The organism is Desulfovibrio porci (assembly GCF_009696265.1).
In the GTDB taxonomy this organism is placed as follows: domain Bacteria; phylum Desulfobacterota; class Desulfovibrionia; order Desulfovibrionales; family Desulfovibrionaceae; genus Desulfovibrio; species Desulfovibrio porci.
Map to the genome: position 1 here is coordinate 20,132 of NZ_VUMH01000016.1, position 18,799 is coordinate 38,930.

An 18,799-nucleotide genomic window follows, 5' to 3' on the forward strand; every position below is an offset into this window, starting at 1 on the left:
TGTATTGATAAAATTATGATATGTGAACACTTGAAGAAATTGCTAAAACGCTTTATTCAAACCATATTCTACACGATTAATGAATACAAGAAATATATTTAAAAAGGCAATCAATTACGATTTTTAGCATATTTATTTTTATATTGCGCATTTTAGATTTAATTGGGTTTGCAGTGAAGGTGAGGTATATATTTAGGCCGTATATCGTTTTCGGGCCTGGGGAAAATCACGATATAAAATGTTACATGCTGTGCAACTCGTAAGCAAAGGCGTATGGAAACTTCATTCAGATGCCGGGCGGATGCTCCGGACACGGTGCTCATTGTTGACGACAGCGAAATGAACCGCGCGCTGCTGGCAAATATTTTCGCCGGGTCTTATCTCATTGAAATGGCGGAAAACGGCCGGGAGGGGCTTGTGAAGCTCCGGCAGCGCGGGCAACGCGTCTGCGCCATCCTGCTTGACGTGGTCATGCCGGTGATGGACGGCATGACCATGCTGGCTGAACTCAGCAAAGAGAAGGTGGTCGGCCGGATTCCCGTGTTTCTGATTACGGGCGAAGCGGACGAGCGCGTCATCAAGCAGGCTTACGACCTCGGCGTGATGGATGTCATCCCCAAGCCTATTTCGCCCTATATCGTGCAGCGCCGCGTCAATTCCGTCATTGAACTTTTTGTGGCGCGCGAACGCTTCGCGGACCTTGTCGACCGGCAAAAGGCTGAAATACAGCAGCAGGCCGAGCGTATCCTGAAGCTGAACATGGGGATGATAGCCTCTCTGGCCACGGCCATTGAGTTCCGCAGCGGCGAATCCGGCGAGCATGTCCGGCGGATTCACGACATAGCCCGGCTCTTTCTGACCTGTTCTTCCCTGGGAGAAGGCTTTTCGGAGGAAACAATCCAGTATATTTCCTTGGCCGCCATCATGCATGATGTGGGAAAAATATCCGTTCCCGACGCCATACTGAACAAGCCAGGGCGGCTTGCCGCCGAGGAATTTGAAATAATGAAAACGCATACCACCGAAGGATGCCGCCTTCTGGCACAAATTCCCCAGATGCGGGATCTTCCCTTTTTTGACTACGCCTACGACATCGCCCGGCATCATCACGAACGCTGGGATGGGAGCGGCTATCCGGACAAACTCAAGGGCGACGATATTTCCCTCTGGGCGCAGATTGTATCCATTGCCGACGTCTACGACGCCCTGGTCAGCAAAAGGGTGTACAAGGAGGCCTTTAGTTTCGACAAAGCCGTCGGCATGATTTGCGGCGGAGCGTGCGGCGTATTCAATCCCCGGCTTCTGGCGTGTTTTCAGGCTATTGAAGGCCGGATACGGAACCTTTACCTGACCGGCGCGACGGATGCCCGGAAATGAGGTTGAAGAAATGGATCAGGACAGGAAAACGCGGCTGGAAGAGGCTGGAATCGCATTGAGCGTCGCTCTTGAGCGTTTTATGGGCAATGAAGCCATGCTGGCGCGCTATCTGCAAAAATTTCTTACGGAAGAAAGTTATGCCCGATTGCTGGCGGCCGTTGCCGCCGGTGAGCGCGAAGCGGCGGGGGTGGCCGCGCATTCGCTGAAAAGCGTCTGCGGCGCCCTGGGCTGCGAAAGCATGCGGGAGCTGGTGCTGCGACAGGAACAGCACATCCGTAACGGCGACTGGGATGAAGCCGTCAGCATGATGCCGGAGATTACAGACAGCTACAATAATATCTGCGCAGCGTTGCGCTCGTAGGGCAACGGACGCTTTTACCTCTGATGAACCCGCACCGCGCCGACAGGCGGAGTGGGATCGGGATCAGCATATGAAAATTCGCGTCGCATTCCCGGACAGCGCGGCGACAGAGTCGCGCGCAAAGAACGATACAGCCGTTTTCGGCGGAAAATACGCCGCCGTGTCTCCAAGAAACCTGCGGATGCTGGGTCTTTGCGTCATCACGCTCTGCTATGTCGCCTTTGTGGTTTTCGCCATGTACCGGATGGGCGAGTCAACAACGAGACTTTATGAGCACCCATATCTGGTTTCGCGCGAAGCCCGGGAGATGAAAGCCCGCATCTACGAGATGCGGAACACCTTGCCCGCCCTGCTCTCCACGCCTGGCCTGAGTCCCGCGAAGTTCGAAGAAATACTGAGCCGTCAGGAGAAGGCGCAGGATGATGCCATCGCGAGGATCAAGCCTATCTATCTGGGTGAAAAGGAGGATCTGGACGCTCTGGAAAGGGTGCTGCATGAGTTCCGGCAGGTCCGGAGACGGGCGGTCCGGGAAATCGCCGGAGTCGCAACATTTGATCAGGCCAATGCATACTACAGGCGTGAGCTGCTTCCGTATCTGGAAACGCTGGACGGCGTGCTGGACCGTTTCGGCAAGTCCGCCGATCGCAGAAGCGCGGCGATTCTGGCCGATATGGACAGGACAAGAGTCTTCTCCATTCTGGTTACCCTGCTGATGGGTGGGCTGCTCATCTGGCTGATTGTTTTCACGAACAGGCTTGAGCGCAAGAAAAACAGGGAAATCGCCTATCGGGAAAAGCTGTTCAACCTGCTGGCCGAAAACATAGACGAAGTTTTTTTGATTGCCCGCAGCAAAGAAAAGTTTGAATACATCAGCTCCAACAGTGGACGCATCCTCGGCCTGGATGCTGATGAGCTGTACCGGGACAACAATGCCTTGTATTCCCTGCTGCCGTGCGAGGTAACTGACTGGTTGCGGACCGTTTTCAACGACGGAAGCCTGCGCGGCCCGGTTGAACGGGACGTCGCCTTTGCCGTGAACGGACGGCAATTCAAAATCCGGGTTTATCCCGTTTACCAGAACGGTGCTTTGGAACGCCATATTACGGTATTGGCCGACCAGACCGACGCCATCGCCTACCAGCGGACACTGAGCGACGCCCTGGAAAGCGCGCGCAAGGCCAATGCCGCGAAGAGCGATTTTCTCTCTCATATGTCGCACGAAATCCGCACGCCCATGAACGCCATTATCGGCATGACCACCATTGCCATGAGCAGGCTGGACGATCCGGCCAGAGTGGAGGACTGTCTGGGCAAAATAGCCCAGTCTTCGCGCCATCTGCTCGGCCTCATCAACGACGTGCTCGACATGTCCAAGATTGAGGGCGGCAAATTGTCCATCGCGCACGAGCCTTTCAATTTCCGGATGGCCATTCAGGCCGTGGTCAATCTTATCCAGCCGCAGGCGCAGGAGCGGGAGCAGAATTTTGAAATATCCCTGTCCGAAGTCGATGAGGAGGAATTGTGCGGGGATGTCTTGCGTCTCAATCAGATTCTGCTCAACATTCTCTCCAACGCAGTCAAGTTCACTCCGGCCGGCGGGGCTGTCCGGCTGGAAATTCATCAACTCCACAAAAAGAACAATACCATCCGCTTCCGCTTCATTATCCGCGATACGGGCATCGGCATGAGCCGGGCTTTCCTCAGCCGTCTGTACCGTCCCTTTGAACAGGCCACGGCCTCCACCTCCACAACCTTCGGGGGCACGGGACTCGGTATGGCCATTACCAAAAACCTTGTTTCTCTGATGGGTGGCGGCATCACGGTAAAAAGCCGGGAGGGCGAGGGGACGGAATTCACTGTGGAACTGCCCTTCGGCCTGAGCGGACGCCGGACACCGCAGGATTTCGCCGGGCTGGACCCGCTCAAGGTGCTGGTGGCGGACGATGACCGCGGCACCTGCGAGCATGCTTCGCTCCTGCTGGAAAAAATGGGCCTGCGCACGCGCTGGGTGCTCAGCGGCGGGGAGGCTGTGGAATGTATCTTGCGGGCGCACGAGCACGGCGATGACTACGACGTCTGCTTCATTGACTGGAAGATGCCCGACATGGACGGCGTGGAAACCGCGCGGCGCATCCGCCGGGAGGTCGGGCCGGACACGCTTATCATTATTATCAGCGCCTACGACTGGGCGCCTATTGAGCGGCAGGCGCGCGAGGCCGGGGTTGACGCTTTTATCCCCAAACCGTTTTTCGCCTCCACGCTGTATGACACCCTGCTTTCAGTCACCCGGCGCATTTCGCCCAAGGCCGGGTCCGGGGTCTCCGGCGAGCAGTATGATTTCTCCGGGAAATGCGTTTTGTTGGTTGAAGATAACGCGTTCAACCGGGAGGTGGCCCAGGAATTTCTTGAAATGACGGGCGCGGCCGTCGAGTGCGCCGAAAACGGCCAGGAAGCCCTGGAAAAATTCACGAGTTCGGAGCCGGGGCGCTATGCGCTGATCCTCATGGACGTGCAGATGCCGGTCATGGACGGCTACGAGGCGACCAGGGCAATCCGCGCTTCGGCGCATGCAAGCGCGAAAAACGTCCCCATTCTTGCCATGACGGCCAACGCCTTCAATGAAGACATCGCGGCCGCCACAGAGGCGGGCATGAACGGTCATCTGGCCAAACCCATTGACGTGCCCGCGCTGTACCGGCTCATTGCCTCGCATCTCGCCTCAGACCTCACGTAGTGCGCCCGCCGCCGGGGAGTCCCCCGGCGGCCCCTCTCCCGGCCAGGGCCGGGCCATCCATGCGCCTGTCCTGTTGCTCCAGCCGCTCGGCTGGACCACCAGGGCAAGGCCGTGTAAACTGGCCTCGCGTGGCGGGCGCGAAGGCCGCGCCGCGCGCCGGAGGGAGCATGTCGTTTCTGGTGTATGTCACCGTGCCTGATGAGCCCGAGGCTCTGGCGCTGGCCCGGATGCTGGTGGAAACCCGCCTGGCCGCGGGCGTCAATGTGCTGCCCGGCGCGTGCTCGGTCTACCGCTGGCAAGGCGAGGTGCGCGAGGCCGGGGAATGCCTGCTGCTGGCCCAGGTCAGCCGGGCGGCTTTCGAGGATTTTTGCGCGGCCGTGCGTGACGCGCACAGCTATGAAGTGCCCTGTATCGTGGCCCTGCCCCTGGAGGCCGGGCACCAGCCTTTTTTGCGCTGGATTGAGGAAAACAGCCTGCCGTCCGCGCCGTAGAGCGTATCCGCAACAGTGAGGTGAACATGTCCATCTACGTTTCCGGTTCTCTGGCCTTTGACCGCATTATGACCTTTCCCGGCAATTTTCAGGATCATATCCTGATGGACAAGCTGCATATGATCAATGTCAGCTTCATGGTGGACGGCATGGACGAGCGGCGCGGCGGCTGCGCGGGCAATATCGCCTATTCCCTGGCGTTGCTCGGCGAAAAGCCGGTTATAGTGGCTGCCGCCGGGCGCGACTTCGTGCCCTATGCCGAAGCCCTGGACAAACTGGGCCTGCCGCTTGACGGCATCCGGCGCGACGCGGACATCTTCACCGCGCTCTGCTACATCACCACGGACATGAACAGCAACCAGATCACCGGCTTTTACCCCGGCGCCATGACCCTGCCCGCCGACTACGCGTTCCCCGGACTTGATCCGGAGCATGACATGGCCATCGTCTCGCCCGGCAATGTGGAGGACATGCGCCGTCTGCCCTCGTTCTACAAGGAGAAGGGCATACCCTACATCTATGATCCCGGCCAGCAGCTGCCCGTGCTTTCCGGTCCGGATCTGCTGGCGGCTATTGAGGGTTCGCTGGCCTGCATCACCAACGACTATGAACTGAACATGATCTGCAAGGCCACGGGCAAGAGCGAGGACGAGCTTCTGGGCCGCACGCTCTGGCTGGTGACCACTCTGGGCGCGGAAGGCGCGCTGGTGCGCGGGGCCGACGGCACGGAAGTGCGCATTCCGCCGGCGCCGCCTGCGAACGTGACGGACCCCACCGGCGCGGGCGACGCCCACCGCGCCGGTCTGCTCAAAGGCCTCACGCACGGCTTGCCCATGCCCGAGGCCGCCAAGCTGGGTTCGGTGAGCGCCAGCTTCGCCCTGGAAAAAATGGGTACGCAGGAACATGCCTATACCCCGGCCCGCTTCCGGGAACGCTATGAGGCCGTGTTCGGACCGCTGCCCGAGGGCCTGCTTCCGTAGAAGCCGTCTTAAAAAAATTTTTCCACCGAGCGCTGTCCGGGAGGACAGCGCTCCCCCTGGTCCGGAATGACCCGCTTGTGTGGCAGGAAACGAAGCCGTTTTTTTTCGAGACAGCCCTGGACCAGACTCGTCCTCGGTCCTGCTGACACTATGCCTTTTTGCCCGCCTGCTGCGTCAGATTTCACCTCCTTTTTCAGTCGAGTACCAGAAGAGTATACTCCCGCGAAGCAGGTGTATCTTCCTTGCAGGCAAACAAAAATTCTATCGTGTTAACAGGCCCGAGAGCAGATTGACGTTAAGAATGTATATTTTTAACGTGTAAAGACGCCCACTTCGGCGCTTACCTGCGCAAATACATTGCGCGCACGCCTTTGTGGCGGGCGGTTGCTCTCGCAGCCGCCGGAGCAATTTCAACGTGAAATTGCGTTAAAGGACGGAGCCTCTATGTTGTATATTCTGCTGATGCTGGTGGCCGGTTGCATGATCGCCATGCAGTCGCCGATCAACGCGGCCTTGAGCCGCACTGTGGGCGTGCTGGAAAGCAGCCTGATTTCGTTTACGGTCGGCGCGTGCTTTCTGGCCCTGGCCGTATTCTTTTTCGGACGGGGCCAGTTGTCGCGCGTGGCGGAAACGCCGCCCTGGCAGTGGATCGGCGGCATTCTGGGCGCGGTCATGGTGCTGAACACCGTTATTGCCGTGCCGCGCATCGGCGCGCTGACCACCGTGCTGGCCATGATTTTCGGCAACCTGGTCATGGCGGCTGTTATCGACAATTTCGGCTGGTTCGGCCTGCCGGTGACGCCTTTCGGCTGGCGGCGACTGGCGGGTTTTGCCCTGGTGCTGGCCGGCTTGCTGCTGATATTCCGCCGCTGAGCATGCCGCCACGAGTGTCTTTTCGGTTATCTCTGCGTCAAACTTCCCCCGCTTTCTCAGTCGAGTACCGGAAGAGTACACTCCTTCAAAGCGGATTCGTTTTCCTTGATATACCTCGAAAAACCATCTCGTGGCGGTATGCTCAACGGTCTTGCGATGTTGAAAATATTGAAATGTTGTGGCGGAAGTGTCAGCTTCTTTCAGCCTTCATCGTGTAGACTCGTGGATGAGGGCGTATTGCTTGGGGCGGTGGATGCGTTTTTAACGTGAGCATGCCGCCAGACACTTCGGAGGAGGAAGCCATGCGGGTGGATGCGGTACGGGAATTTCTGGAGCGGCACGGCCTGGGCGCGGCCTACCGCCAGTTCGAGGTCTCCAGCGCCACGGTGGATCTGGCGGCGCGTGCTGTCGGCTGCGAGCCGGGGCGCATCGCCAAGACCCTTTCCCTGCTGGGCAAGGACGGGCCGCTGGTGCTGGTGGTCATGGGCACGGCCCGGCTGGACAACCGCAAGTTCAAGGACGTTTTTCACGAGAAAGCCCATTTCATCAAGGCCGAGGACGTGGAAAGTCTGGTGGGCCACCCCATGGGCGGCGTCTGCCCTTTTGCCCTGCCGGACGGCGTGCCCGTCTATCTGGACGCGAGCCTGAAGCGTTTCGACCCGGTCTATCCGGCCGCGGGCGCGCCCAACAACGCCGTGGAAATTTCCCTGGCGGACCTGGAGCGGGTGACGCGCGGCGTCTGGGTGGACGTCTGCAAGGCGGAATAATACGGCGCTTCCCCGGACGCTGCGCGCTACGCGCCGGGCAGCAGCCTGATTTCCAGGTCGTGGTCCACGGGGACCTCGCGCGAGGCGAAAACCTTGTCCACCCGCACGGTGCCCGCCGGAGCGTTGCGCAGGGCTTTCACGTGGCGCACCTCGGCATAGAGGATGCGCGCTTTGGCCGCGTCGCGCTGCCAGCTTTTGCAGGCGGCCAGGCCGCCCGCCTGGTCCAGGGTACGCTCCGGCACGGGCTGGCCGCCGTGGGCTCGGCGGATGATCACATGCGAGCCCGGCCCGTTGTCGGCGTGCAGCCAGATATCATGGGGCGCGGCCAGCTTGCGCGCCGCCAGATTGCCTTTGGCGTCGCGTCCGCGCAGCAGGGCGAAGCCGTCCTCGCTGATGAAAAGCTGCACGTTTTTGGGCAGGCCGCCGGGCAGGGCGACACCAGTTGTTCCGGCCATCCCTTGCGGGCCGGGAGCCGCAGCGTTTTTCGCATTTCCGGCCGCGGCTCCCGCCATGCTCTCCCGGCGCGCGCGTTCCAGGGCTGCGGCCTCGGCTTCCAGAGCCGCGCGACGCAGGGCCAGATGTTCCAGACCGCGCCGCCCGCGCCGGACCGTGTGAAAAAGGCGTTCCATGGCTTCGCGCACGGTGTAGCGCGGATCCAGCCTGATTTCCCGCGCCGGGCCGTGCTCCCCTTCCGGTACGCTGACGCCGGGCGCGCGCAGTTCCGGCGGCCAGCGCCAGAGATTTTCCCGCAGGGTCAGGGCGTCGGCCTGGGCGGCGCACATGCCCTTCAGCCGGGCTTCCTCCTCCCGTAATTTGTCCAGCAGGCGTTCCAGCTTGCGCCCGCGCCGGGTCAGGGGCTGGGCCGCCGCCGTGGCCTGGTCCCTGGCCAGCCGTTCCAGCACCAGACTCTGCCCGGCCTGTTCCAGCAGGGGAAGAACGTCCGGGCCGCTTTCCTCCCGCAGCTCGCCGCGCAGGGCCGGGGGCAGGGGCCAGGCCGAGATGGCGCGTATGCCGGACGCGCCCCGGTATAGAAAAACATCTCCCCCGCCCGCGCGCAGATCTTCCAGCAAGGCCCATTGTTCGGGCTCCTCCAAATGCTCCAGACTGCGGCGCAGGGCGGGCGTGAGCACGGGCCACTGCCGCCAGTCGCGGCGGGCTTGCGCCAGTTCGGCGGGAGCGGGCCAGCGCGCGTCTTCCGCTTCCGGTTCGGCCTGGGCGTCCAGAAAATGCAGGGACGGCCCCTCGCGCAGGTCCAGCAAGAGCCAGGTCAGCATGGTTCCGGCTTCGGCGGGGGCCGGGTTGCCCAGCAGCAGCCAGAGCCGCCGCTGCCAGTATTGCGCCACGCAGGCGGCCGTCCGGCGGTCCGCCGCGTATTTGCGCAGGCGCATGAGCTGGGCTGTGGGCGCGTGACCCGCGCTGATCCGGTTTCCGGTCAGAAAGCAGAACGGCTCTTTGCGGCCGAAACGCAGACAGAGCTGGTGCTTACGGCCCGCGCCGTAGAAGGTCAGAGTCAGCATGCCCGGCGCGGGTTCCTGGAGTTTTTCCAGGCGCGCGCCGGTGAGCAGCGGGAGCAGCGTGTCACAGAAGCGGCGGAAAAGATGGGCGTCCATGTGGATGAGATTAGCGGGGAACAGACCCGGCGGCAACAGCGGCCGACCCGTTCGCGCCATTGACCATGAAAAATCCCGCCTGTGGGGGCGGGAAAAGTGGAAAAAATGTATGGTTTCAGAGAAATGCGAAAATTTTTTGTCGTCGCCGGGGCTAAAGACTGTTGGGACAAGGCCGCTTACAGCCTTTGATACCCATGCCGAGGATAAACGGCGCGGGAGCATGGATCAGCAAGCAACCAAGCCGGACCGCGCTGTTTAATGCCGTCGGCGGCAAAAAAGGCCGCATGCCTAGTCGCCGCGCAAATGTTCATCCTCTTCCTGCTTGGCCTTGCAGTTGATGCACAGGCGCGTCACCGGACGGGCTTTGAGGCGGGGAATGCTGATCTCGTCGCCGCATTCTTCGCAGATGCCGTAGGTGCCGTCATCAATGCGTTGCAGGGCGGCCTGGATTTTGCGGATCAGGCGGCGTTCGCGGTCGCGGATGCGCAGGGTGAAGGCGCGGTCGGATTCCGCCGTGGCCCGGTCGGCCGGGTCGGCGAAGACTTCATTGCTGTCGGTCAACTCCTCGATGGTGCTGTCGCCCTTCTGCTGGGCTTCCTCCAGCATGTCGGACAGGAGCTTGCGAAAAAATTCAAGATCTTTGTGGTCCATATATCCTCCGGTCGGACCGGGCGTCGCGCATGCGGCGTCGGTTCAACGTGTAGACTTCTCTCAGGTTGCAATAGGAATGTATAGCTGTAAAAACCGTATTTGTAAAGAGACTTCGCCTCTGAGGAGGAAGAGTCGCGCGGATTGCGCCCTGTTCCGGCGGCTCAGGCGTCGGACCGGGATTGCGCTTCCCGCCGGAGGCGGGCCTCTTCCCGGATTTCGGCCCGCACCTCTTCCCAGGAAGGCTCAGACCAGAGCGTGCCCGCGCGTTGCGGCGGCACGGCCAGGTCCTGGCCGCCGTCCCGCCAGTCCGCGCGCAGGGCGGTAAGGCCTTGGGCGGCCACGGCCTTGGGCGCGTAGGAGGCGGTCAGGGCGGCGGCTTCCTCCAGCAGGGGACGCGGCCAGGCCGCGCCCTCGCGGGCCAGGCCCAGAGGGCCGGGCAGGCCGGTCAGGCTGAGCAGGGCGTCCTCCGGTCCGGCTGCGGCGGCCAGCCGTTTGTTGTCCGCATTGTTGCGGCCCACGCCGAGCCAGTAATCGCGTCCGTCCAGACGCCGCCAGAACTGCCGTCCCAGATTGGCCAGGGCGAAATCCCGCGCGAGCGCGTCTCCGTCCCCGGCGCGGCGGGTCAGCACGGGCCAGTAGCGCCGGGCGTTTTCCCGCTCGGTCAGGCGGCAGCCGCCGCCGGGTGTGGGAATTTCCTTCAGGCCGAAATGCGCGGCCAGGGCCAGTTGCTCGCCGCGCCCGCGCCCGGAAATGGCCAGCAGGCGCGAGCGGTCCACCAGGCCGTTTTCCTCGGCCGGAACGGGGGGGAGCAGGCGCGCGCAGAGCGGGCGCAACAGCAGGCCGGTCACGTCCGCGTCGCGGGGGATCAGGTGCAGGGTGTCGCGCCGCTGGGACATGGGGCGCTGGCCCAGCACCTCGCCCGTGGCCAGCAGGCGCGCGCCCACGGTTTCCATGTACAGGCGGGCGTGCCGCAGCAGCAGTATCTTGCAGTCCACGCAGGGATTCATGACCTTGCCGAAGCCGTGCGCGGGCCGACGGCGCAGCAGGGCCGCGAAATCCGTGCTGACGTCCAGGCTGACGATGTCCAGGCCGTGCAGCCGCCGCCAGCGCGGCAGGGCCTCCGCATCGCCGAAAAAGGGCGAGACGCAGTGCAGGCAACGCACCTGCAGGCCTTGATCTTCCAGCACCTTGGCGGCCAGAATGCTGTCCAGGCCGCCGGAAAAAAGGACAATTATGTCGGGAGAAGCAGTCATGTCCGGCCTTGTACGCGAAGGACGCGCCCGAGCGCAAGACTTTTGCCGGATCCGGCCGGTTTTTAGCTATTGATAATTATCTCTGTTAAGGTAGGATGCCATATCACGGGCGGCCGGGGCATTTGCCTTGCGTTGCGCCCTTTGCTAAGATAATGCGCTTGAATATCTCTTACCCGGAGCAATAACAGTTATGGCCAAAAAACCGGCCCTGAGCCCTGAAAATGCCCGTCTCGAAGCCCTGAACACCGCGCTGGGCACCATTGAGCGCAAATACGGCAAGGGCGCGGTGATGAAATTGTCCGACGAGGCCCATGTCAATATCCCCGTGATCCCCACCGGGTCCATCGGCCTGGATCTGGCCTTGGGCGTGGGCGGCATCCCGCGCGGTCGGATTACCGAAATTTTCGGCCCCGAATCCTCGGGCAAGACCACGCTTACCCTGCACATCATCGCCGAGTGCCAGAAGCAGGGCGGCACCTGCGCCTTTGTGGACGCCGAGCACGCTCTGGACGTGGCCTATGCCAAGCGCCTGGGCGTGAATACCGACGACCTGCTTATCTCCCAGCCGGACTATGGCGAGCAGGCTCTGGACATCGCGGACATGCTGGTGCGTTCCGGCGCGGTGGATCTGGTGGTCATCGACTCGGTGGCGGCCCTGATTCCCCAGGCCGAACTGGAGGGCGACATGGGCGAAACCCAGGTGGGCGGCCACGCCCGCCTCATGTCCCACGCCATGCGCCGCCTCACCGGCACCATCCACAAGTCGCGCACCTCGGTGATCTTCATCAACCAGATCCGCATGAAGATCGGCGTACAGGGCTACGGCAGCCCGGAGACCACCACCGGCGGCAACGCGCTCAAGTTCTATTCCTCGGTGCGCATGGACATCCGCCGCATCCAGACCCTCAAGGACAAGGAAGAGTCTTTCGGCTCGCGCACCAAGGTCAAGGTGGTCAAAAACAAGGTGGCTCCGCCGTTCCGCAGCGCCATTTTCGACATCCTCTACGGTCAGGGCATTTCCCGTTCCGGCGAATTGCTGGATCTGGGCATTGAGGCCAAGATCGTCGAGCAGAGCGGCTCCTGGTTCGCCTTCGGCTCCGAAAAGCTGGGCCAGGGCCGGGAAAAGGTGCGCGCCCTTCTGGATGAAAACCTGGACCTGCGCAATCAGATCGAGGCCAAGGTCATTGATTTTCTGGGCATGCATCCCAAGGAATTCACGCCCGGCCCCGAAGATCTGGACGCGGGCGCTTCCCCGCTGGACGCCGAAATCCCGGCCGCGCCGGAATACGAGTAGCCGTCCGGGCCGGGGACTTCTCTCCCCCGGCCGTAATTCTTTCCCCGGCCGCCGCAGCTTTGGCCGGGCAGCCCCGCCACGGAGCCCGTATGCTGACTGCCCAAGAAATCCGCCGTCGTTATCTGGACTTTTTTCTGAGCCACCGGCACGAAGTCGTGCCGTCCGGACCGCTGATCCCGCCCAATGATCCCAGCCTGCTGTTCACCAACGCGGGCATGGTCCAGTTCAAAAAGCTCTTTCTGGGCGAGGAGACGCGCGCCTACACCCGCGCGGCCTCCTGCCAGAAATGCCTGCGCGTGTCCGGCAAGCACAACGACCTGGAAAACGTGGGCCGCACCGCGCGTCACCACACCTTTTTCGAAATGCTGGGCAATTTCTCCTTCGGCGACTACTTCAAGCGCGAGGCCATCACCTGGGCCTGGCAGTTCGTCACCGAGGAACTGCAACTGCCCAAGGAAAAGCTCTGGGTCACGGTTTTCCGCGAAGACGACGAGGCCGCCGAAATCTGGAAAGAAGTGGCCGGACTCACCGACGCGCGCATCATCCGCATGGGCGAGAAGGACAATTTCTGGACCATGGGCGATACCGGCCCCTGCGGCCCCTGTTCCGAAATCTACATCGACCAGGGCGAGGACATGTCCTGCGGGCCGGACTGCGGCATCGGCAAATGTGACTGCGACCGCTTTCTGGAAATCTGGAACCTGGTCTTCACCCAGTTCGACCAAGCCGCCGACGGCAGCCGCGCCCTGCTGGCCGCGCCCAACATCGACACCGGCATGGGCCTGGAGCGTATTGCCGCGGTCTGCCAGGGCAAGCGATCCAACTTCGACTGCGATCTTTTTCAGGAAATCATCCAGTACGCGGCCGGGCTGGCGGGCGTGACCTACAGTTTCAGCGCGCCGGACACCAACGACGTGGACACGGCCCTGCGCGTCATCGCCGACCACAGCCGCTCCGCCGCCTTTCTCATTGCCGAGGGCGTGCTGCCTTCCAACGAGAACCGGGGTTACGTGCTGCGCCGTCTGATCCGCCGGGCCCTACGCTTCGCCACGCTCATGGGCGTGCACGAGCCATTCATGCACAAGGTGGCCCGCAAGGTGACGGAGGTCATGGGCGAAGCCTACCCCGACCTGCCGGAAAACGCGGATTTCATCGACCGCGCGGTGTTCGAGGAGGAGCAGCGCTTCTCCCTGACCCTGGAAAAGGGCCTGCATCTGCTGGACGAGGAACTGCAACGCCTGGGCGCCGCCGGGCAGACGGTCATCCCCGGCGCGTTCTGCTTCAAGCTCTACGATACCTACGGCTTCCCCCTGGATATCGTCACGGACGTGGCGGGCAAGCGCGGCTTCACGGCGGACGGGCCGGGTTTTGAAGCCCACATGCGCGAACAGCGCGAGCGCGCCCGCGAGCATCAGAAAAAGGGCGGCCTGCTGGGCCAGGGCGCGGGGCAGGGCGACGCGACCTTCAAAAAGCTGGCCGCCGACGGCCTGCGCAGCGTCTTTGTGGGTTATGAAAGCCTCACGGCCGCAAGCCCGATCACGGCTCTGCTGAACGCCGGAGGCGCGCCCGTGGACCATCTGGGCGAAGGCGAAACCGGCTTCGCCGTGGCGGGAAAAACGCCGTTTTACGGCGAATCCGGCGGTCAGGCGGGCGATGCCGGGCTGCTCTCCGCCGCGTCGGGCCAGGCCAGGGTGCTGACCGCCCGCAAGCCCGCGCCGGACCTCATTGTGCATGAAATTGAAGTCTTGCGCGGCGAGTTGCACGCGGGACAGGAGGCGGCCCTCAGCGTGGACGCGGACAGCCGCCAGGCCACGGCCCGCAACCATACCTGCACGCATTTGCTGCACGCGGCCCTGCGCCGGACGCTGGGCGGCCACGTCAAGCAGGCCGGTTCCCTGGTGGACGGGCAGCGCCTGCGTTTTGACTTTTCGCACATCGCGGCCCTGACGCCCGAGGAACTGGCCGCCGTGGAGCGCGACGTGAACCGCGCCATCCTGGCCGACCTGCCGGTGACCGCGCGCGAAATGCCGCGCGAACAGGCGCTGGCCGACGGAGCCATGGCCCTGTTCGGCGAGAAATACGGCGAGACCGTGCGCGTGCTGAGCGTAGGCCGCGAGGGCGAAAGCCCCGAGTCAGTGGAACTCTGCGGCGGCACGCATCTCTGCCGCACCGGCCAGGCCGGATCGTTCCTGATCGTGGCCGAAACCGGCGTGGCCGCGGGCGTTCGCCGCATCGAGGCGGTCACCGGCTGGAACGCCTACAGCCTGGCCGCGGAGCAGCGCGCCGAGGTCGCGGCTCTGGCCGGAATGCTCAAGTCCAAACCCGGCCAGCTGGCCGAGCGCGTCCAGGCCTTGCAGACGGAAGTCAAGAAAATGCGCAAGGCCTCGGAAAAGGCCTCGGCCGCGCCCGCCACGGGCGCGGACCTGCTGCGCCGGGCCGAGGATGTCAACGGCGTGCGCCTGCTGGCCGCGCGCCTGGACAATGTGCCGGTCAAGGCGTTGCGCGAGGTCATGGACGACGTGCGCTCGCGTCTTTCCAGCGCGGGCGTGGCCTGTCTGGCCACGGTGGAAGAGGGCAAGGTGGGCCTGCTGCTCTATGTTTCCAAAGATTTGCACGGCCGATTCACGGCTCCGGCCCTGATCAAACAGGTGGCCGCGCCCTGCGGCGGCGCGGGCGGCGGCCGTCCGGATCTGGCCCAGGCCGGAGGCGCCAGGCCCGAAGGTCTGGACGAAGCCTTTGCCGTGCTGAAAACCCTGATCGAAAAATAAGGACTATCCTGATGATAGGCATTTCGAAATTGTACTGCGGGCAGGTGGAACCTTCGGACGCGCTGCGCTACGGCCGGGAATCCGGCAAACTGCCCTCGCATCTGCTGCAATTCTCCAAGGACAAGAAGCCGGTCATTGTCTGGAACATGACCCAGCGCTGCAACCTGAAGTGCGTGCATTGCTACGCCCATGCCGTGGAAGTGGACGGCACGGACGACATCAATACCGAACAGGCCAAGGCCATGATCGACGATCTGGCGGCTTTCGGCGCGCCGGTGATGCTTTTCTCCGGCGGCGAGCCCCTGGTGCGCAAGGATCTGGTGGAACTGGCCAGCCACGCCACCGGCAAGGGCATGCGCGCGGTGATCTCCACCAACGGCACTCTGATCACGCCGCAGAAAGCGCGCGAACTCAAGGAAGTGGGCCTGTCCTACGTGGGCATTTCCCTGGACGGCATGGAAGACGTGCACGACCATTTCCGTTGCGTGCCCGGCGCGTTCAAAAAAGCCCTGCAAGGCATCGCCAACTGCCAGGCCGAGGGCCTCAAGGTGGGCCTGCGCTTCACCATCAACAAGCGCAATGTGGCGGAAATCCCCGGCATCTTCCGTCTGCTCAAAGAGCTGGAAGTGCCGCGCGCCTGTTTTTACCACCTGGTCTATTCGGGACGCGGTTCGGAACTGATCAAGGAAGATCTGGATCACGCCGAAACCCGCGCCGTGCTGGACCTGATCATGGATGAAACCCGCGCCCTGTTCGACGCGGGCCATCCCAAGGAAATCCTCACCGTGGACAACCACGCCGACGGCCCCTATGTCTGGATGCGCCTGCAGCGCGAGGACCCCAAACGGGCCGAGGAAGTCTTTGAACTCTTGCAGTACAACGAAGGCAACAATTCGGGCCGGGGCATCGGCTGTATTTCCTGGGACGGCAAGGTGCACGCCGACCAGTTCTGGCGTGAACACGTCTTCGGCAATGTGCTGGAGCGGCCCTTCTCGCAGATCTGGGACGACCCGTCCATCGAACTGCTGCACAAGCTCAAGAACAAAAAGGCCCATGTGGGCGGCCGTTGCGCCAAATGCCGGTATCTGAACATCTGCGGCGGCAACTTCCGGGCCAGGGCCGAGGCTTTTTACGGCGACGAGTGGGCGCAGGACCCGGCTTGTTATCTGACTGACGAGGAAATCGGAATATAGCGACGCGCCGGACTCCGGTTCTTTTGCCCGCCCTCGGCGTCAAGCTCGTCTTGTCGCTTGGTCGAGTGCCATTGGAGTACACTCCCGCGCGCAAGGCTCACTTTCCTTGAGGGCGGGGCAAAACTCCTTGGCGTCCGGTGCGCCGCAAAAAATGGCGGCCTGTGAGAAAAAATACTTTGGTCTAGCCCTCAGTATTGAGCGAAGCCCCCTTCGGAAAAGAGCTGGTTTAGCGTAAAGGCGGTCAACAACAAGAAAGGCTGCCTACATATAAAGGAAAAAGCCATGACTACGCCATTTCATCGCGGCCGTCGGCTGCGCTGGACCCCGGAACTCCGCGCCCTGGTGCGCGAAACTCCGCCTCTACTGGTGGAAGACCTGATTATGCCCTACTTTGTGGTGGAAACCGAAGACCGGTCTTTCCGCAAAGAAGTGGCCTCCATGCCCGGCCAGTACCAGCTTTCGCCGGGCGAGCTGGAAAAGCAGGTGGAAAAAGCCGTGGATACGGGCCTGACGGCTGTACTGCTCTTCGGCATTCCGGCCAAGAAAGACGAAAAGGCCAGCGGCGCGTATGCCGAGGACGGCATCGTGCAGCAGGCCGTGCGCCGTCTCAAGGAGCGCTGGCCCAGGCTCATCGTGATTACCGACGTCTGTCTCTGCGAATACATGAGCCACGGCCATTGCGGCGTGCTGATGCCCGACGGCGCTGTGCTCAACGACCCCACACTGCCCCTGCTGGCCAAGACGGCGGTGAGCCACGCGGCGGCCGGCGCGGACATGGTGGCCCCCTCGGACATGATGGACGGGCGGGTAGCGGCCATCCGCGCGGCCCTGGACGAAGGCGGCCTGAAAGAGCTGCCCATCATGTCCTATGCCGTGAAGTATGCCGGAGCCTATTACGGACCGTTCCGCGACGCGGCGGAATCCGCCCCGGCCAGCGGTGACCGCAAATCCTATCAGATGGATCCCGGCAACGCCCGCGAAGCCCTGATCGAAGCCCGCGCAGACCTGGACGAGGGCGCGGACGCGCTCATCGTCAAGCCGGCGGGGCCGTACAGCGACATCATCCGTCTGGTGCGCGAGCATGTGGACGTGCCGCTCTGCGCCTATCAGGTCAGCGGCGAATATTCCATGATCCGCGCGGCGGGGCTCAACGGCTGGATCGACGAGCGCGCGGTCATGCTGGAAAGCCTGCAGGGCCTCAAACGCGCGGGCGCGGACATGCTCATCACCTATTTCGCCGAGGAAATCCTCCGGCAAAGGCTGGCGCGCTGATGCACGGACAGGACCAACACTCCGGCGCTCATCCGGGAACCATGGCCGGCCATACGACAGGACATCCGGGCGGCGCGCCCGGCACGACCCGCGTGCTGGAGGACGGCAGCCCGGTCTGCCGCCTCATCGCCTGGGAAGTGACCCGCTCCTGTAATCTGGCCTGCAAGCACTGCCGGGCCGAAGCCCATCCCGAGCCCTATCCCGGCGAGTTGTCCACGGCCGAGGCCAAGGCGCTCATCGACACCTTTCCGCAGGTGGGCAATCCCATCATCATTTTCACCGGCGGCGATCCCATGATCCGGCCGGACGTCTATGAACTGGTGGCCTATACCCACGCCAAGGGACTGACCTGCGCCTTTTCGCCCAACGGCACCCTGATCACGCCGGAAAACGCCCGGCGCATCAAGGAAGCCGGGGTGGAGCGCTGCTCCATCTCCATTGACGGGGCCGACGCGGAAAGTCACGACGCCTTCCGGGGCGTGCCCGGCGCGTTCGAGGCCAGCATGCGCGGTATCGGTCATCTCAAGGACGCGGGTGTGCCCTTTCAGATCAACACCACGGTGACGCGCAACAACCTGAGCAGCTTCAAGAAAATCTTCGAGCTTTGCGAACGCATCGGCGCGGCGGCCTGGCACATCTTTCTGCTGGTGCCCATGGGCCGGGCTTCGGGGCTGGCGGATCAGGTCATCACCGCGCAGGAATATGAGGACGTGCTGCACTGGCTCTATGATTTCCGCAAGGGCACAAGCATGCATCTCAAGGCCACCTGCGCGCCGCACTATTACCGGATCATGCGCCAGCGCGCGCATGAGGAAGGCCTGCGCGTCACGCCGGAAACCTTCGGCATGGACGCCATGACCAGGGGCTGTCTGGGCGGCACGGGCTTCTGCTTTATCAGCCATACCGGCCAGGTCCAGCCCTGCGGCTATCTGGAACTCAACTGCGGCAATGTGCGCGAAACGCCCTTCCCGGAAATCTGGCGCAAGAGCGAATACTTCCGCCAGTTCCGCGACCAGTCCTGTTACAAGGGCAAGTGCGGCTCGTGCGAGTTCCACAAGGTCTGCGGCGGCTGCCGGGCCCGCGCGCAGAGCATGGACGGGGACCACATGGGGCCGGAACCGCTGTGCACCTATCAGCCCGCGAAAATGAAGACGCGCTGAATCCGGGCGGCGACC

15 protein-coding genes are annotated in these 18,799 nt (G+C 62.7%); 12 read left to right on the top strand and 3 right to left on the bottom strand.

Annotated features, from left to right (window positions below; translation table 11 throughout):
- Nucleotides 1-273: 273 nt before the first annotated feature.
- The 7 genes from FYJ44_RS12785 to FYJ44_RS12815 all read left to right on the top strand — a co-directional run bounded on the left by FYJ44_RS12785 (nt 274) and on the right by FYJ44_RS12815 (nt 7,583).
- Nucleotides 274-1,377, top strand: a complete 1,104-nt coding sequence (locus tag FYJ44_RS12785) for an HD domain-containing phosphohydrolase (protein WP_154512755.1) — start codon at nt 274-276, stop codon at nt 1,375-1,377.
- Between the two features lie 10 nt (nt 1,378-1,387).
- Entirely contained in the window at nt 1,388-1,738 is a 351-nt protein-coding gene (locus FYJ44_RS12790; protein ID WP_154512757.1) for an Hpt domain-containing protein, read from the top strand.
- Nucleotides 1,739-1,808: 70 nt separating this feature from the next.
- Nucleotides 1,809-4,472: a hybrid sensor histidine kinase/response regulator gene (locus tag FYJ44_RS12795; protein ID WP_154512759.1), complete on the top strand. Its 2,664-nt coding sequence runs from the start codon at nt 1,809-1,811 to the stop codon at nt 4,470-4,472.
- 167 nt (nt 4,473-4,639) lie between these two features.
- A complete protein-coding gene (cutA, locus tag FYJ44_RS12800) occupies nt 4,640-4,963 on the top strand; it encodes a divalent-cation tolerance protein CutA (protein WP_154512761.1) in 324 nt (107 codons plus the stop codon).
- Nucleotides 4,964-4,989: 26 nt separating this feature from the next.
- Nucleotides 4,990-5,943 (top strand): carbohydrate kinase family protein, encoded by a 954-nt coding sequence (locus FYJ44_RS12805; protein ID WP_154512763.1) that lies wholly within the window; start codon nt 4,990-4,992, stop codon nt 5,941-5,943.
- 444 nt (nt 5,944-6,387) lie between these two features.
- Nucleotides 6,388-6,816: a DMT family transporter gene (locus FYJ44_RS12810; protein WP_154512765.1), complete on the top strand. Its 429-nt coding sequence runs from the start codon at nt 6,388-6,390 to the stop codon at nt 6,814-6,816.
- Between the two features lie 302 nt (nt 6,817-7,118).
- The gene (locus FYJ44_RS12815) at nt 7,119-7,583 is read left to right on the top strand and encodes a YbaK/EbsC family protein (RefSeq protein WP_154512767.1); all 465 of its coding nucleotides are present in this window, start codon (nt 7,119-7,121) and stop codon (nt 7,581-7,583) included.
- A gap of 26 nt (nt 7,584-7,609) precedes the next feature.
- Here the strand turns inward: FYJ44_RS12815 and FYJ44_RS12820 are convergent, their stop codons facing one another.
- The 3 genes from FYJ44_RS12820 to FYJ44_RS12830 all read right to left on the bottom strand — a co-directional run bounded on the left by FYJ44_RS12820 (nt 7,610) and on the right by FYJ44_RS12830 (nt 11,097).
- On the bottom strand, nt 7,610-9,253 hold the full coding sequence (locus FYJ44_RS12820; protein ID WP_229772703.1) for an NFACT RNA binding domain-containing protein: 1,644 nt from the start codon (nt 9,251-9,253) through the stop codon (nt 7,610-7,612).
- Nucleotides 9,254-9,481: 228 nt separating this feature from the next.
- Nucleotides 9,482-9,844 (bottom strand): RNA polymerase-binding protein DksA, encoded by a 363-nt coding sequence (gene dksA, locus FYJ44_RS12825; RefSeq protein ID WP_154512769.1) that lies wholly within the window; start codon nt 9,842-9,844, stop codon nt 9,482-9,484.
- A gap of 161 nt (nt 9,845-10,005) precedes the next feature.
- Entirely contained in the window at nt 10,006-11,097 is a 1,092-nt protein-coding gene (locus FYJ44_RS12830) for an adenine nucleotide alpha hydrolase family protein (RefSeq protein WP_154512771.1), read from the bottom strand.
- Between the two features lie 190 nt (nt 11,098-11,287).
- On the opposite strand from FYJ44_RS12830, the gene recA reads away from it, so the two are divergent.
- The 5 genes from recA (at nt 11,288) to ahbD (ending at nt 18,784) form a co-directional block, all read left to right on the top strand.
- Nucleotides 11,288-12,391 carry a recombinase RecA gene (gene recA, locus FYJ44_RS12835; RefSeq protein ID WP_154512773.1) on the top strand — a complete coding sequence of 368 codons (1,104 nt, stop codon included), beginning with the start codon at nt 11,288-11,290 and terminating at the stop codon, nt 12,389-12,391.
- Between the two features lie 89 nt (nt 12,392-12,480).
- A complete protein-coding gene (gene alaS, locus FYJ44_RS12840; protein WP_154512775.1) occupies nt 12,481-15,159 on the top strand; it encodes an alanine--tRNA ligase in 2,679 nt (892 codons plus the stop codon).
- An 11-nt stretch (nt 15,160-15,170) separates the two neighbouring features.
- Nucleotides 15,171-16,352 (top strand): 12,18-didecarboxysiroheme deacetylase, encoded by a 1,182-nt coding sequence (ahbC, locus tag FYJ44_RS12845; protein WP_154512777.1) that lies wholly within the window; start codon nt 15,171-15,173, stop codon nt 16,350-16,352.
- A 282-nt stretch (nt 16,353-16,634) separates the two neighbouring features.
- Nucleotides 16,635-17,624, top strand: coding sequence for a porphobilinogen synthase (hemB, locus tag FYJ44_RS12850; protein WP_154512779.1), 990 nt, complete (start codon nt 16,635-16,637; stop codon nt 17,622-17,624).
- The gene (gene ahbD / locus FYJ44_RS12855; protein WP_195841029.1) at nt 17,624-18,784 is read left to right on the top strand and encodes a heme b synthase; all 1,161 of its coding nucleotides are present in this window, start codon (nt 17,624-17,626) and stop codon (nt 18,782-18,784) included. The genes hemB and ahbD overlap by 1 nt, the downstream gene beginning before the upstream one ends.
- The last annotated feature ends 15 nt before the right edge of the window (nt 18,785-18,799 follow it).

Bases quoted from the DNA above. Each gene is read 5' to 3' on its own strand.
- ahbD (WP_195841029.1), top strand. From the start codon at position 17,624: ATGCACGGACAGGACCAACACTCCGGCGCTCATCCGGGAACCATGGCC.
- FYJ44_RS12815 (WP_154512767.1), top strand. From the start codon at position 7,119: ATGCGGGTGGATGCGGTACGGGAATTTCTGGAGCGGCACGGCCTGGGC.
- FYJ44_RS12785 (WP_154512755.1), top strand. From the start codon at position 274: ATGGAAACTTCATTCAGATGCCGGGCGGATGCTCCGGACACGGTGCTC.
- cutA (WP_154512761.1), top strand. From the start codon at position 4,640: ATGTCGTTTCTGGTGTATGTCACCGTGCCTGATGAGCCCGAGGCTCTG.
- recA (WP_154512773.1), top strand. From the start codon at position 11,288: ATGGCCAAAAAACCGGCCCTGAGCCCTGAAAATGCCCGTCTCGAAGCC.
- FYJ44_RS12810 (WP_154512765.1), top strand. From the start codon at position 6,388: ATGTTGTATATTCTGCTGATGCTGGTGGCCGGTTGCATGATCGCCATG.
- FYJ44_RS12830 (WP_154512771.1), bottom strand. From the start codon at position 11,097: ATGACTGCTTCTCCCGACATAATTGTCCTTTTTTCCGGCGGCCTGGAC.
- hemB (WP_154512779.1), top strand. From the start codon at position 16,635: ATGACTACGCCATTTCATCGCGGCCGTCGGCTGCGCTGGACCCCGGAA.
- ahbC (WP_154512777.1), top strand. From the start codon at position 15,171: ATGATAGGCATTTCGAAATTGTACTGCGGGCAGGTGGAACCTTCGGAC.
- FYJ44_RS12805 (WP_154512763.1), top strand. From the start codon at position 4,990: ATGTCCATCTACGTTTCCGGTTCTCTGGCCTTTGACCGCATTATGACC.
- FYJ44_RS12790 (WP_154512757.1), top strand. From the start codon at position 1,388: ATGGATCAGGACAGGAAAACGCGGCTGGAAGAGGCTGGAATCGCATTG.
- dksA (WP_154512769.1), bottom strand. From the start codon at position 9,844: ATGGACCACAAAGATCTTGAATTTTTTCGCAAGCTCCTGTCCGACATG.
- alaS (WP_154512775.1), top strand. From the start codon at position 12,481: ATGCTGACTGCCCAAGAAATCCGCCGTCGTTATCTGGACTTTTTTCTG.
- FYJ44_RS12795 (WP_154512759.1), top strand. From the start codon at position 1,809: ATGAAAATTCGCGTCGCATTCCCGGACAGCGCGGCGACAGAGTCGCGC.
- FYJ44_RS12820 (WP_229772703.1), bottom strand. From the start codon at position 9,253: ATGGCGCGAACGGGTCGGCCGCTGTTGCCGCCGGGTCTGTTCCCCGCT.